This is a genomic window from Bacteroidota bacterium, assembly GCA_016718825.1.
Taxonomy (GTDB): domain Bacteria; phylum Bacteroidota; class Bacteroidia; order J057; family JADKCL01; genus JADKCL01.
In genome coordinates, this window is sequence record JADKCL010000027.1 from 66,687 (window position 1) to 80,016 (window position 13,330).

A 13,330-nucleotide genomic window follows, 5' to 3' on the forward strand; every position below is an offset into this window, starting at 1 on the left:
CGATGATTGTCCTTGCGGCGGAAGGCATAGTCTAGTTTCTGAAGCCAATCAGACGAGTGCCGCCTCGAGTGTAATCGCACAATTGAACAACTTGGAAATCGGGCAACCTTCCTTGGATTTCACCGCCAATTCCTGAAAGAGTTCTGCGCTGATGCCGGGCACTTTGCCCTTGAGCACGAGGTCAATGCTTTCGACGGCAAGGCCGCCTTCGGTCTTGAGTGTGAGCGTCGCTTTGCAATCCAATTCGTCGGCGGGGAAACCTGCGCCGGCAAGTTGAAAGCTCATGAACATCGTAAAACAACCCGCATGCGCAGCGGCGATCAGCTCCTCTGGATTGGTCGCGGAGGTGCCGTCAGGCTCCTGTGTACGGGATTTGAAGGTGTAGGGCATTTTGCTGAGCGCGCCACTTTGGGTGCTCAAATTTCCGCCGCCTTCGCGGCCGGTGCCATTCCAAATGGCAGTTGCATTTCTTTTCATAACGCTTTGATGTATTGAATCGGGAAGATAGTGGTTTCCCAAATCACAACACCCAAGCTCGTAAAAAGTTGAGCCTAAATCCTATTCCTTGATCAACTTTCCGCTCATCAGCGTCCCTTGGTTGGAACGCACTTCGAAGAAATACATCCCTGCGGAAAAGCCGCCCAAGTCTACCTCTGTATCGATCTGAGCCTGCGGGAGCGTGCGCAACAGCACACGTGCCCCTTGCACGTTGGTGATGGAAAATACCAATCCGGGGAAGCTTCCACCGTCTCCAAGAATGCGTAATTTATCCTTCACCCTGGTGGGTAATACTTGAATTGACGGGCCATCCAAGTTGTGAATGGCAATGGTCTCGGAATGGCTCTCTGTGCCGTTTTTGTCGATTTGACGCAAGCGGTAGTAGTTCACGATACCAGTGGCCGGCGACCGATCCATGTAATCATAGCTCACTTCCGTCTGCGAATTTCCGCGTCCGGGAACCTCGCCGATATCGATGAAATGGGTTCCATCGAGACTGCGTTCAACCATGAAACCAGCGTTTTCCAATTCGTGGCTCAGGGTCCATTGCAGATGATTGCCTTGGCCAGAAATGGATTCGCCAGTAAATGAAATGAACTGGACCGGTAGAATACAGTTGCCAGCCGTAAGCGCAATCATGGGACCGGTAACCGTTGCCGGGTTGAAGCACAATGCACCTGTCGAATAGGCCATTTTTGCGAGACCATCGTTAATTTCATTGATGCCAAGGGCTCTCGTATTTTGGCCATTCGCAAGTGCAAAATGCATTACCGTTTCTGCTTGAATGACGTGGCCCAGTCCGTGGGCATGACCCAATTCGTGAACGGCAACGGATTCGAAATCATATTCGGTAAATGCGGGCGCTGCAGGACCATATTCCCAGGGAAATCCAGCAGTTGGCGGATCAGGGAAAAATTGCACGTCGATCTCGTCAGTCCACCAAATGGTGTTGGCAAGGTTGCATCCGCCTGTTGCAGAGCCGTTGAAACGTGAAGTTGCCCGACCTAGCACCCCAATCGGCAATGTAGCGTCAAAGCAGACGACATTGACACCATCCAAGGCAGCAGTTGCGATCGCTGTGGTGCTCGACTTGTTGATGTTGAAATTGACGAAGGTTGCACAACGCCAAGTCGCAAGCGCCCTTTCAAACGACGCTACGGCAAGTGCATTTCCATTGTAGGCCGTGTTGTAAATGAACGTATAGCCTCCGGTTCCATTTTTGTTGACCAGGTAATACCGTTGTCGAGTGCTGCTGCCAAAGCCGCTAAATGTACTGTTGATGTCGAGGTGGGAGTAGGTGACAGTCAGGTTGGATCCTGAGGTCATGGCACCATTGACGTTGATGGGGCCCGTTCCTGCGCGGCGAGCGGTTTTGTTTTGAATCGAGGCGTCTGACCAGGCAACATTGTCTGATGCCACTCCTGAGGACGTAAATGTCGCTCCGCCATCATCCGCATTGGTGTAAAAAACGGTGCCCGCACCAGCTCCAAATCCGGAACCGGTAATCGTCACAAAGTCGCCGCTGACAATCGTTCCTGCACGGGTTGTGCCGGGCAAAAAGGATGTGATCGGCATTTGACGCTGTACAGAGGAAGCCCATTCGTAGAGGGGAAATGTGTCTCCTTCTCTGGCTGAAAAGGGTTGGCCTTGAGGCGTTTTTGCATTTTGCCCGGTAAAGTCAGCGATTTTGTCCAACAAATCTGCTTCATCTTGTGGTTTCTCGCTGAGTAAATCGTGGTAAAACCCTGATTGTTTGGTGAGTGCACCTTGGGAGCTTGCGTAGGGTTCCGCCTGAATGAGATCGGGTTGAGATTGCCGGATCACCTTGTTGTCAATTTCGTGGTTGTCGGCATTCAGAAACAGGACGTATTCATTGTAAGGGTCCAGTTCGAGTGAGGGATGCGTGATTTGACCCTTGTCACCGACAAATCCGCCAATCGAAATGATCCCCACGCGCTGCTTTGGTTGATAACCTTTGAGCCAACTTTGTACTTCAAAGATATTGAGGGTATAGATGTTTTGATGGGCTTGATCCCAATAGGATTCTTTGGAAACCAGCCTTCCCAAAACGATGTATGCCGACTCCACTGACCGCTGTTGAAGGGAAATGGGCCGCATCAAACACTGGGAATGGAGGGGTTGTTGTCCCCAAATGCCCAGCAAGAGCAAGAATGCAAAGATCGTTTTTGCGTAATGAAGCTTCATGGAAATTATCCTATTGACCGATGACAGCTTTCAAATTAGGAAAAAAATGAGAGAAATCAATGTCTTTCGGGGCATTGATTTTTGGGTTGCGCGCTTAGGACGATGAGATTTCTTGGAAGAGCTATTGATTTCCACCCAGATGGGGGAAGATGTCCATCGGCTCATGCACCTTCGCAGGATTTCCATGCCATACGGCAACTTTGCGCATGACCCTTGCCACTTGCTCGCCTGAAACGGGTTTGTATTTTTTGAAGAATCCCAAAGCGTTGAGGAATTTTATCAGCCGCAAACTGAGGGCCTCGCCGCTTCGCGGCTGATCACGCGGGCCTTGCAGCGGACCTGGACGCAAAATCTGCACGTTGGGGAAGCCCAATTTCTGGACATCGCGGTCAAGTTCTCCCTTCATTTTGAAATAGGCATTCCCGGCATGCGCATCTGCACCGACCGATGAGATCAGGACATAGCTCGGGACGCCGTTTGCGGCGGCGATTTTTGCAAATTGGAATTGGTAATCATAGTCGACGATACGTTGCGCGGCAACACTTCCGGCTTGTTTCCGTGTTGTCCCGAGGGCAGAAAACAGGACATCCCCTTTGACCAAATCCTTCCAAGAATCGGGCTCCGCAAAATCGATCACATGTTCCACCAACTTTGGATGTTGCTTTTCCGTGCTGCGGCGCACAAAAATCACAACGCTGCTGTAGGCAGGATCTTCGAGCAATTGGTCGAGCAGCGCGCCACCCACCAAACCTGTTGCGCCAATGATGATGGCAGTTTTTTCTTTCATGGTACGTGCTTTCCCGTCTAGAGCCTCTCTGAATGCCGACTTGGAATTCCTATCTTTGAATTCTGTCGGAAATGTACGCTATGCGCAGGTTCATATATCTATTGGGAGGCCTATTTTGTTTCAGCATTGTTGCATGCGAGGGACAAAAAGTACCTGAAACCACAAAGCCCATCGTAGCAGTGGCACCTGCGCCCACACCCAAAGCAGTCCGTGAGACTGGAAAGGTCATCGAATCCGAGCCGATCCAAGGCACAAACTCCAGCTATGCCGTCTACTTGCCCAAATCGTACCAAGCCGATCGACCGATGCCGGTGATCGTGTTTTTCGATTCCCATGCCCGTGGCAAGGATCCCCTAAAAATGTATGCGGCTTTGGCCGATGCCCAACCTTTCATTCTCGTCGGTTCCAATGTTTCGCGCAACGGGCAGCGCCCGGAGCAGTCGCTGCAGATCTATGACGAATTGATGCGCGACGTCAAGACCAAGTTTGCCATTGATCCGCAGCGAATTGCAGCCTGCGGCTTTTCAGGTGGCGCGCGGGTCGCTGCCATGTTGGCGCAAAATCGGCCCGAGGTCAAAAATGTCATTGCTTGCTCCGCCGGATTTCAGCCCCGGCAGGGCGAAACATTCGGGTACTATGCCATCATCGGAACCCATGACTTTAACTTCATGGAACTATGGCAATTGCAGAAGGTGCTGGATGATGGCAAGCAACCCCATGCCTTCGCAGAATGGTCGGGCGGACATGAATGGCCCGTTTCCGAGGAAATGGAGGCCGCGATGGATTTTGTGACCATGCGGGAAATGGACAAAGCCGACCCGCGTCTCGATTCGCTCATTCAGGAAAAAAAGCAACGCCTTTCCGCTGCGTACAGCCAATGCAAGGGCCAATGGCTCAAGCGCAAGCGCCTTTTGGAGCGGTATTTAACTGCAATGGAAGGTCTGGCGGACTTGTCGATCGAGAAAGCGCTCCACGACAGCATCGGCTATAGTCGCGCTGTTGGGAAGGAAATGGCCGAGCAGAGCGAAGCGCTGGACGAGGAGATGCCGATGCGCGACGAATATGTCCAGCAGATCACCACCAAAAGTGTCGAGGATTGGCGGAAGATGGCAGACAAGCTCAGAAAAGAATTTTTCCCGAGCGGTATCGCGCGTCTCAAGCATGACAGGAATATGCGTGTGCTCAACTTCTTGAGCCTGAATACCTATTTCCAAGTAGATGGTGCCATCAAACCCGGGAATCTCCAAAGTGCCGAGCATTTTCTGCAGATCTACGCCATTGTCGATCCCGAAAACGCCGAACATGCCTATCTGACGGGCGTCGTGCGCATGCGTCAAGGCCGGCCAAAAGAGGCAATTCAAGCTTTGCAAAATGCCCTTAAACTCAAATTCAAGGACGCAGCCCGATTGGAGACGGATCCTGAGTTTGCTTCCATTCGCAGCGAGGCGGATTTTGTGCAGCTGCTCGACGAAATTCGCAAGGCGGAATAGGCCACTAGAAACGCAAAAGGCCACCCTTTCCGGATGACCTTCTGCAAATTGTAGGTGACGAGTTCTATTGCAAAATCAATTTCTTCACCTGTCTTTTTTGATCCGTTCGGCATTCCACGAGGTAGATTCCTTTTGGAAGTGCATGCAGGTTCAAGGTTTCGAGGCGACTATCTGCAGGATTGATCACGGTTGTAAGGATCGACTTTCCACTGAGATCCAACACGGACACTGCCGTTTCATTGGACCATGAATCGTCGAGCAGCAGCTGTACTTGACCCAGCGCAGGATTGGGATAAAGCTTGAATCCGGCATCGGAATTCAAACGTGGGTCGACACCAACCAAGCCAAACGTGTTGAGCGTGCTATTGGTGATGATCGGGAGGTTGTAATCAAAGTAGATCGCTGCCTTGTTGCGGATTTGTGTTCCCAAACTCAAGTTCGGCTTCACTTTGATGCGGTACATCAACCAACCATGGCTCGCCGCCTCATTGATATGACTGTCGGGCAATTCGATGTTGTCGAATGTGAAGGCGAGATAACCCGGATTGTCGATGTCCCAAGTCATGGTATGGCTTGAACCCAAGACCTCCATCGAAAGTCCATCCAACGCTGGATCCAACGTGTCGCGGATCGCTACCGTGAACGCCGTATCAGTTCCGACATTTTGAAATTCAACGAAGTACGTCAAGATGCTGTCGGTGCCAGGCTGAAGCAATCCGTCGGGAGAGACCGATTTCCGGTTAGGGTCAAATGGCCCGTAGACAACGTTGTTGAATGTTGAGATATTGTTGAGCGGCGTCGCATCGGAATTGTTGGGGAAGATTTCAGCGACGTGGGTATAGGGCGTTTGAATCGGTGTATTCTGGGGAATGGTGAAATCGCAAAGGCGGTAGCCTGTTTCTCCAGGATTTATCTGGCCGAGATTGTAAGTAAGCGTACGTGTCCCCAGATTATAGGTGTTCTGATTGTATCCCCAATTTAATGTCATCAATGCATCGTGGGTAAACGTGAGGGTGCTGTTGAGGATGGTAGTGCCGATGTTGCGGTAGTAGATCCAGACAGTTTGGTGTTGGGTGGCACGGGCTGGATTCGCATAAATCCAGACCTCCAAATCGTTGATACTGGAAATCGGGCCGTTGAAGAAGTCGTTTCCCGGATAATTGGAGCCTGCAAGCACATTGCTCAGGTTGATCGTGCCTGTACCCGGGCAAACCACTTGAAAGTTATTGAGCATACTGCCTTGGGAAATCGCGTAGGTGCCTGGCAAAACAGTCTTGCTGTAGTCTCCGTTTGAGTTGCTCGTGGTCCAAGAGCTTCCGACTTGCACGATTTTACCTTCAAGCACATAATCAGCACCATCTGGAAAGCAATTGCTGTTCATGTCGGAAAGGAGATTTCCCGAGACGGTGGCAAAGCAACTTTGTGGCTGAATGCAATGATAGAAGGAATAGTCTTGGCAACCATTGCCGTCGGTGACGTGGACGTAGTAATACCCAGCTGACAAGCCGCTGATCGCATTGGTCGTGGCCCCGTTGCTCCAAAGGTAGGTATAGGGAGGCGTCCCGCCGGCGACGGTCACGGAGGCCGAACCGCCCGTATTGCTGCAATTGGCTTGGGTGCCGGTCATCGTCAAGGTCAATGGATCTGTTCGGTGAACTATTGCCCATACGACCTTGGGACATCCCAATGCATCGGTAACAGTCACCGCGTAAGACCCATAGGAAAGTCCCGCAATGGACGAGGTCGTTGCGCCGTTGCTCCAAAGATAGGTATAGGGAGCCATGCCACCGGAGACCATGAGGGAGGCCGTACCATTGGATTGCTGGCAAAACTCATTGGTAGTGGTCACGTTTGCAGTGATTCCGTTCGGTAACTGACTGATATAGAAGCTTTTTTCGTTGGAGCATCCTGCTGCGTCCGTCACCGTTACGTAGTGGCTTCCCACGCCCAATCCTGTCACCGAAGGGGTGAATTGAGGGGGGATGGTACTCCAAACATAGGTGTAAGGCGGGGTGCCATTCGCCACGTTGGTCACCGAAGCCGTTCCGTCGGTGCAGGTGGAATTGGTGAAGGTGGTGGTGAGCGTCAGCGGGGAGGTGTTCCAGATTTGGAAATAGAGCAATGAATCCGTCTGAGAGCTGATGAAGCATCCCGCGGCGTCTGTAATCGTTACAAAATAGATACCCGGGGAAAGGCCGGTGGCGGTCGCTGTATTTTGGCCATTGCTCCAGTTGTAGCTAAAAGGCGGAGTTCCGCCGGTAATCGCCACGGAGGCGGTTCCCACGCCCGCGCCGCATTGGTCGTGCGTCACCGAACGTGTGGCAGTGAATGCGCTCGGGATGATAAAAGAAGTGCTGCCATATCCCGAACCTGCGTCCGTAACCGAGACATAATACGGTGATCCAGGCATGCCCGTAATCGTATTGGAGGTGCTCCAAGGAATGCTTCCAACCAATGGCGAAGGGCTGTACCAAGCGTAGGAATACGGCGGCGTGCCGCCTGTGACCGTGGCCGTGGCGGTCCCGTTAAGGCTGCAGGAAGGAGTCGTGCTCATCGTCACATTGAGCAACTGACCATAAGTGCATGCAGCGGAGAAAAGAAACAAGAAGAGCAAAGGTGAGATTCGACGGACAAAGCTATTTTTTTTCATTTGATGGATACCTTTCCTCAAAGAACCTTAAAATGACGCTCCTATTCAAGACGATTTGTGAAATGAATTACGTATCCAAATGATTTGGGTATGGATTAAGTAATTGATTAGTAATGATGTATTATGATAAGTTGGCTTAATGGGGTTGCGTGTCCCCGAAACAAAATTGTTCAACTGCATGTGTCAATTCGCCGGCCGCCTCTTCTTGCACAAAATGCCCAGCTTCGGGCAAACGAATGACATCCTTGACATTCGACAACTTGTCCTCCCAAATTTTTAAATAATCCGGTCCGATGAAGCTGTCTTTCATTCCCCAGACGATGAGAAACGGTTTGGAAGCGATCCGATCCAATTGTTGCCATTGCCGGTCATACCAATCGCTGCTGCCAACCAGGTTTTCGGCCATTTTGAGTAGGCCAAACCGGCTGGATTTATTTGGAAAAACGTCCGTATAATGCCTGTGAATGGCTTTCGTGAGTTTTCGCTTGTCTGTGAATGCGCTTCTGAGCAACAATTTGGGGGACGCATTCATTCGCAAATACAAAAACCTGCCCAAAGCACTGCGGACGATCTTATCAACCTTCCGCGCCGCCGGATTGCTTGCCGTTTCCCAGAGAAATGTATTCAGGAGCACAACTTTTGAGATGCGTTCAGGCCTGCGAATGGCAAACGAAAGTCCGATCGGTCCGCCAAAATCGTGAACGACCAAGGTGATCTCCTTCAATTGCAGGGCTTCCACCAATTTTTCGAGATTCTGCGAATGCCATTCGGGGCTGTAGTCCGCTTGTTCAGGTTTGTCGCTCAATCCAAAGCCGATGTGGTCCATTGCCACGCACCGAAAATGCTTTGAAAGTGCCTGAATCTGTTTGCGGTACAGAAACGACCAAGTCGGCGTTCCATGTACAAACAGGATCGTAGGTCCGCTGCCTTCGTCGACATAGTGCATTCGATGCGGGCCGATTTGCAGGTATTTGCTTTCGAATGGGTATTCGGTGGAATCAAACCAATCGGAATTTTTTGATGTGTTGCTTTCCATGACAATCATTTTTTGAAGTGATGTCACAAAAGGTCCGGCACGGGGAAGCTGAATCTTGGTATAAACCAGCATTTTGAGATTTGATTCTGACGAATCGGTCAGAAATCCTAAATCTTCCGCGAATTCAGCAGCTTGCTGAAATTGGTCGGATCGATCCCGAGATAGGAGGCCAATTGCTTGTGCGGCACGAGGTTGATGAGATGCGCGCTGCGCTCCATGAAGGCCGTGAACCGTTCCTCCATCGAAAATGCCAGCAATTCATAATGCCGCTGCACCAATCCGCCAAGCACTTGGGCTGTGGCTTGTCGCAGCAACCGCTCGATGCTCAGTATGCCAAAGAAGTAGCTTCGAGGCGTTCCCAGGGAAGTTTGAGCATTTTTCCATCAGTGACTGCCTGCAGGAAATATTTGCTGGGTTGTTGCGTCAAAAATGACTCTGGAATGCCCGAAAACGACGGCGGATAGGTGAATGCGATCACAAATTCGCGGCCATCTTTGATGTAGTAACTGCGTTGCAAGCCTTCGACCATAAACAGCATGTCGCGTTGCACCTTCCCCGCTTGGGTGATTAATTCGTTGCGTTTGAAGTTCACTTCCTGCCATCCATTCAACAGCGCCTCCATCGCCTCCGCTTCCAACGGATGAATGGCTTGCAGCATGGTTTGGAGCATTTCCGTGGGCATCATTGCAATTGATAGACGTTGTCGTCGTTGAATCCATGGAGGGGGATGAGTTGGGTGGAAACCACCTCGCGCCGTTCCGGCATTTGTTTTTCGATACCCGTTTCCATGTCCACATGTTTGTAATTGGCAATACGTTGACCTGTCAGAAAATTGGTGCTCGTACCACCTGCGCCGTCCCCAACTGCATTTCCATAACTGAATGATTCTGTGCCAATTAGCCGCAAATCGCCATACTTGGCCTCCTTTCGAAACTTCAATTCGATTTCCCAACGCATAGATTGATAGTTGATATGCAGCACTTGGTTTTGGATGCTAAAAAATTCAGGATCCAGGTAGGTCAAGGGCTCTGGGCCGAAGTTACCCGAGCTTTCACCTCGAATGAATTTGCCATCGGGTGCCTGATAAGCAACCAAAACAAGCGACTTGGGCATTTCTTCCTCCAGATTTTGGACCAAAAACACCACATCTGGCAGCGAATCACCATTAAGGTCTCCTTCGGCAACGATTGGCCCGACTTCCGATTCGGCGAAGTCATATTCTTGGGGAACCATAGAGCCTAGGAGCTTCGGATAGTCCCTTTTAGGGGCAAAGGCTTCAGAAGCGACCTTTGAAACAGCATTTGAATCGGGATTGGATGGCAAGTCTCCTGTTTCCACAGTGTTTTGGGTGCCACACCCCATTAGAAAGAGGACAAGGAGGACATAGGAGCACGCCGCAAAACGCATCGGAATTCGAATTTGGAAATGAAAATGGATGGAAAATCAACAAACGAAGAGACAAAAAGAAAATATTTTCGTCAATTCAGGTGAAAATTTATTCTGTTTAATGTTTTTATGGAAAAAGTTAAACGATCTTTGTAGATGTTCAGAGTAACCTGTAGGAGGTTGCCTTCTTCTTCATAAGTATCTTTATTGTAGTCTTTTGAAGTCCGTTTGGCATCCGTGTCAAGCGGATCTTCTTTTTTGAGAGGAAGCGTATTGTTTTTGAAAATTCCCTATCTTTCCTCCCCTTATCGCTCAACAGCGTGTTTTTATGAAAAGCTTTTCAAAAGTTGGATTGTTGGTTTTGCTGCTTTTGTGCGGTTGGTCAACCGTTTCCGCCCAATGCGGGCCGAATACGCCTGTAAACGAGATCGGCATTCGGCTTGGGAGTTTGACCAATGCCAGCAACTTCGGTGGGAAGTACATTGCTGAGCAGTCCATGAATTTGGGCTTCCTGAACGGCTTGCATTACAAGCGTTACGGCACTTTTGGCGCTTTTCGTACCTCTTTGGGCCTTACCCGCTACGAATATGAAGACCGTCGCGGCTGCCCCAACTGCCTCCGTACTGTCGGCAAAGTCTCAGGAGTCACGCTTCGCGCAGGCTACGAATGGTACGCCATTCTCGGACCGATTGAGCCGTACGCCGGAATCGACGCCATGGCTGTCTTTGGGAAGTACAGCGGAGAAACTTATAGCACCAACGCCTCCAACTACCAAGAATTTACCGACAATCGCAGCCGGCGCGGTATGGGCCTCAGCCCCGTCCTCGGCTTGCGTTTCTATTTGAGCTATGCCATTTCGTTGAGTGCCGAAACCACTTTTGACATGATGTTTCTCGGCAAAAGCACCAATATCTCCCAAATTTCGCCTGAATCGAGCACCTACGCCCGCACAAACAATTATTTTGAGTCCGTTTTCCAGCCGCTCAACTGGGTGAGTCTGAACGTCATGTTCTAGATCAGAATTTACAGAATTCACAGAATTTCCAGAAGCAGCGGGACTTTTGAATCTGGCCGTTGTATAAACCCGCTGCTTGTTTGGCACTCGGGCAGGTAACGTGCACTTTTCCTAAAAGTTGCAGAAATAGCATTCCTCGCTTGGAATTCAATTCATGTTTGATTCCATCATTCGAGTCATTCTGCGCTAAACAAATGTGCAGTACAGGCGTCAGCACAAGCAAACAGTTCAAGAAGAAATCTCCCCTTGAACTGCTTCCTCGAACTCGAACTGAAACTTACTTGTGGATCGCTCTTCCCGCCGTCGCATCCATGGCTGCTTCCTTGATGCTTTCACTGAAGGTCGGGTGCGCATGCGAGAAGATCGCGATGTCTTCGGCGGAGGCCCTGAATTCCAGGCCCATGACGCCTTCCATGATCATATCCGCAGCCCTTGGGCCGATGATGTGCATGCCGAGCATTTCGTCGGTGGTTTTGTCGGCGAGGATTTTCACCAGTCCGTCGGTGTCCATGCTCGCACGGGCGCGACCGGATGCCTTGAAATAGAATGTGCCGGTCTTGTAGGCACGGCCTTCGGCCTTCAATTCCTCCTCGGTGTAGCCTACGCTTGCCACCTCAGGCCAAGTATAGACCACACCCGGGATGGCGCGGTAGTTGATATGCGGATGCTGCCCGGCCATGATTTCCGCCACGAATACGCCTTCTTCCGAAGCCTTGTGGGCGAGCATGGCGCCCTTGATCACGTCGCCGATGGCGTAGATGCCTTCGACATTGGTCATCAGGTGGCCATCGACTTCGACACGGCCACGGTCGTCGAGCTTGACGCCGGCTTTGTCGAGGCCCAAATTATCCGTGTACGGCTTGCGGCCGGTTGCAACCAAGACATAATCGCCTTTGAATTCGACGGTGGCGCCACTCGGATCGGTCGCCGTCACGCTTGCGCCTTTGGCAGTCGCCTTGGCACCGGTTACTTTATGGCTGAAGAAAAATTCGAAGCCGAGGTCTTTTTTGAGGACTTTGACGACTTCGCGGCCCATGGTGCCGTCCATGCCGCCGATGGCGTTGGCGGAGTATTCGATCACTTGCACCTTGGTGCCCAAACGCGCAAATACCGAACCCATTTCGAGTCCGATGACGCCTGCACCGATGATCACCATCGTCTTGGGCAATTTGTCGATGTTGAGACCTTCGGTGCTCGTGATGATGCGTTTTTTGTCGATCACCACACCCGGAATCGTCGCCGGCTTGGAACCTGTGGCGATGATGGTCTTCTGCGTGCCGATTTCGGTGACTTTGCCATCGCTGCCGGTGATGAGGATGGTGTTTTTGTCCTTGAAGCTGCCGTGGCCGTAGTAGGTGTCGATCTTGTTTTTGGTCATCAGGAAGCTCACGCCGTCGGTCGTGGCCTTGACCACTTCGTTTTTGCGGGCGACCATCTGCTTCATGTCGAGGCTGATGCCCGTGAGGCCGATGCCGTGCGCAGCGAACTTGTGCTGTGCGTCGTGAAAATGGTGGCTGCTGTCGAGCAATGCCTTGGAGGGAATGCATCCGACGTTGAGACAAGTGCCGCCCAAAGTGGGGTAGCGCTCGATGATGGCGGTTTTGAAACCCAATTGTGCGCAGCGCACAGCCGCAACATAGCCCCCGGGGCCCGAACCGATGACAGTGACGTCGTATTGCTTTTCAGCCATGATAGATGCTTTTAAAAGATAACCACTTTTGAGGCGCGAAAGTTATGCGGTTCGCGGTGGACTCGCAAATCGGATTTTGTTCGTAGGCAAGCTGCCTCAAAATTGGAATGCCGTTTGGCAGCCCGTCCCAAAACACTGGCCTGGGCTGACAAACAGCATTTCAACCCAAAAGCGTTCCAAACGCCTAACGTACAAAAAACCGATCCGGCCCCTCGAGCCCTGGCGCGTGTGCGAGCACATTCGCCTTCACGAGATGCACGAGCGTCCGTGACGCCGCCGCATTCGGAATCCCGGCCAATTCGGCGTAGTCTTTGACGGTAATGAAGGCATTCGAAGCCAGATAATGCATCAAAACCCGCTCCTTGTCGCCGTATTCCACCTTCATGTCGCGTTGCCGGCCGGAATAGCGGAGCAATTCGACGGTTTCCTTGCTGGCGCGCACGCTGTTGTCCGCGATGCGCACGAGCACGATTCCTTGCGGATCAAGCGGCTTTTCGAGGGCGTAATGGGGTTTGGTTTTGCTCTGCGGCACTTGGATTGCGACGACAGCGCGTTTGCGCGTAAGCGGAACCA

The 13,330-nt window shown here is 51.4% G+C and carries 12 protein-coding genes; 2 read left to right on the forward strand and 10 right to left on the reverse strand.

Annotation, left to right across the window (positions count from 1 at the left end; all coding sequences use genetic code 11):
* Window positions 1–48: 48 nt before the first annotated feature.
* The 3 genes from IPN95_22710 to IPN95_22720 all read right to left on the reverse strand — a co-directional run bounded on the left by IPN95_22710 (window position 49) and on the right by IPN95_22720 (window position 3,490).
* Window positions 49–477: an OsmC family protein gene (locus tag IPN95_22710; protein MBK9452179.1), complete on the reverse strand. Its 429-nt coding sequence runs from the start codon at window positions 475–477 to the stop codon at window positions 49–51.
* 81 nt (window positions 478–558) lie between these two features.
* Entirely contained in the window at window positions 559–2,703 is a 2,145-nt protein-coding gene (locus IPN95_22715) for a matrixin family metalloprotease (GenBank protein ID MBK9452180.1), read from the reverse strand.
* Window positions 2,704–2,824: 121 nt separating this feature from the next.
* A complete protein-coding gene (locus IPN95_22720) occupies window positions 2,825–3,490 on the reverse strand; it encodes an NAD(P)H-binding protein (protein ID MBK9452181.1) in 666 nt (221 codons plus the stop codon).
* Between the two features lie 179 nt (window positions 3,491–3,669).
* On the opposite strand from IPN95_22720, the gene IPN95_22725 reads away from it, so the two are divergent.
* Complete coding sequence (locus IPN95_22725; GenBank protein MBK9452182.1) at window positions 3,670–4,980, forward strand: hypothetical protein; 1,311 nt, start codon at window positions 3,670–3,672, stop codon at window positions 4,978–4,980.
* Window positions 4,981–5,044: 64 nt separating this feature from the next.
* Here IPN95_22725 and IPN95_22730 read toward each other — a convergent pair whose 3' ends face one another.
* The 5 genes from IPN95_22730 to IPN95_22750 form a co-directional block, all read right to left on the reverse strand.
* A complete protein-coding gene (locus IPN95_22730; GenBank protein MBK9452183.1) occupies window positions 5,045–7,630 on the reverse strand; it encodes a T9SS type A sorting domain-containing protein in 2,586 nt (861 codons plus the stop codon).
* A 136-nt stretch (window positions 7,631–7,766) separates the two neighbouring features.
* Window positions 7,767–8,675, reverse strand: a complete 909-nt coding sequence (locus tag IPN95_22735) for an alpha/beta fold hydrolase (GenBank protein MBK9452184.1) — start codon at window positions 8,673–8,675, stop codon at window positions 7,767–7,769.
* A gap of 98 nt (window positions 8,676–8,773) precedes the next feature.
* Window positions 8,774–8,980 carry a hypothetical protein gene (locus IPN95_22740; protein MBK9452185.1) on the reverse strand — a complete coding sequence of 69 codons (207 nt, stop codon included), beginning with the start codon at window positions 8,978–8,980 and terminating at the stop codon, window positions 8,774–8,776.
* 11 nt (window positions 8,981–8,991) lie between these two features.
* Window positions 8,992–9,351: a cyclic nucleotide-binding domain-containing protein gene (locus IPN95_22745; GenBank protein ID MBK9452186.1), complete on the reverse strand. Its 360-nt coding sequence runs from the start codon at window positions 9,349–9,351 to the stop codon at window positions 8,992–8,994.
* Entirely contained in the window at window positions 9,348–9,899 is a 552-nt protein-coding gene (locus IPN95_22750) for a hypothetical protein (GenBank protein ID MBK9452187.1), read from the reverse strand. The genes IPN95_22745 and IPN95_22750 overlap by 4 nt, the downstream gene beginning before the upstream one ends.
* A gap of 481 nt (window positions 9,900–10,380) precedes the next feature.
* Between IPN95_22750 and IPN95_22755 the strand changes: the two genes are divergently transcribed.
* Window positions 10,381–11,067: a hypothetical protein gene (locus IPN95_22755; GenBank protein MBK9452188.1), complete on the forward strand. Its 687-nt coding sequence runs from the start codon at window positions 10,381–10,383 to the stop codon at window positions 11,065–11,067.
* A gap of 277 nt (window positions 11,068–11,344) precedes the next feature.
* Here IPN95_22755 and lpdA read toward each other — a convergent pair whose 3' ends face one another.
* Complete coding sequence (gene lpdA, locus IPN95_22760; GenBank protein MBK9452189.1) at window positions 11,345–12,757, reverse strand: dihydrolipoyl dehydrogenase; 1,413 nt, start codon at window positions 12,755–12,757, stop codon at window positions 11,345–11,347.
* A gap of 184 nt (window positions 12,758–12,941) precedes the next feature.
* Window positions 12,942–13,330 (reverse strand): ATP-binding protein (locus IPN95_22765; GenBank protein MBK9452190.1); only part of this gene is annotated, 389 nt, incomplete at its 5' end.

Coding starts and splice junctions, on each gene's coding strand:
- IPN95_22735 (MBK9452184.1), bottom strand. CDS start 8,675: ATGATTGTCATGGAAAGCAACACATCAAAAAATTCCGATTGGTTTGAT.
- IPN95_22720 (MBK9452181.1), bottom strand. CDS start 3,490: ATGAAAGAAAAAACTGCCATCATCATTGGCGCAACAGGTTTGGTGGGT.
- IPN95_22755 (MBK9452188.1), top strand. CDS start 10,381: ATGAAAAGCTTTTCAAAAGTTGGATTGTTGGTTTTGCTGCTTTTGTGC.
- IPN95_22745 (MBK9452186.1), bottom strand. CDS start 9,351: ATGATGCCCACGGAAATGCTCCAAACCATGCTGCAAGCCATTCATCCG.
- IPN95_22730 (MBK9452183.1), bottom strand. CDS start 7,630: ATGAAAAAAAATAGCTTTGTCCGTCGAATCTCACCTTTGCTCTTCTTG.
- lpdA (MBK9452189.1), bottom strand. CDS start 12,757: ATGGCTGAAAAGCAATACGACGTCACTGTCATCGGTTCGGGCCCCGGG.
- IPN95_22750 (MBK9452187.1), bottom strand. CDS start 9,899: ATGGTTCCCCAAGAATATGACTTCGCCGAATCGGAAGTCGGGCCAATC.
- IPN95_22710 (MBK9452179.1), bottom strand. CDS start 477: ATGAAAAGAAATGCAACTGCCATTTGGAATGGCACCGGCCGCGAAGGC.
- IPN95_22715 (MBK9452180.1), bottom strand. CDS start 2,703: ATGAAGCTTCATTACGCAAAAACGATCTTTGCATTCTTGCTCTTGCTG.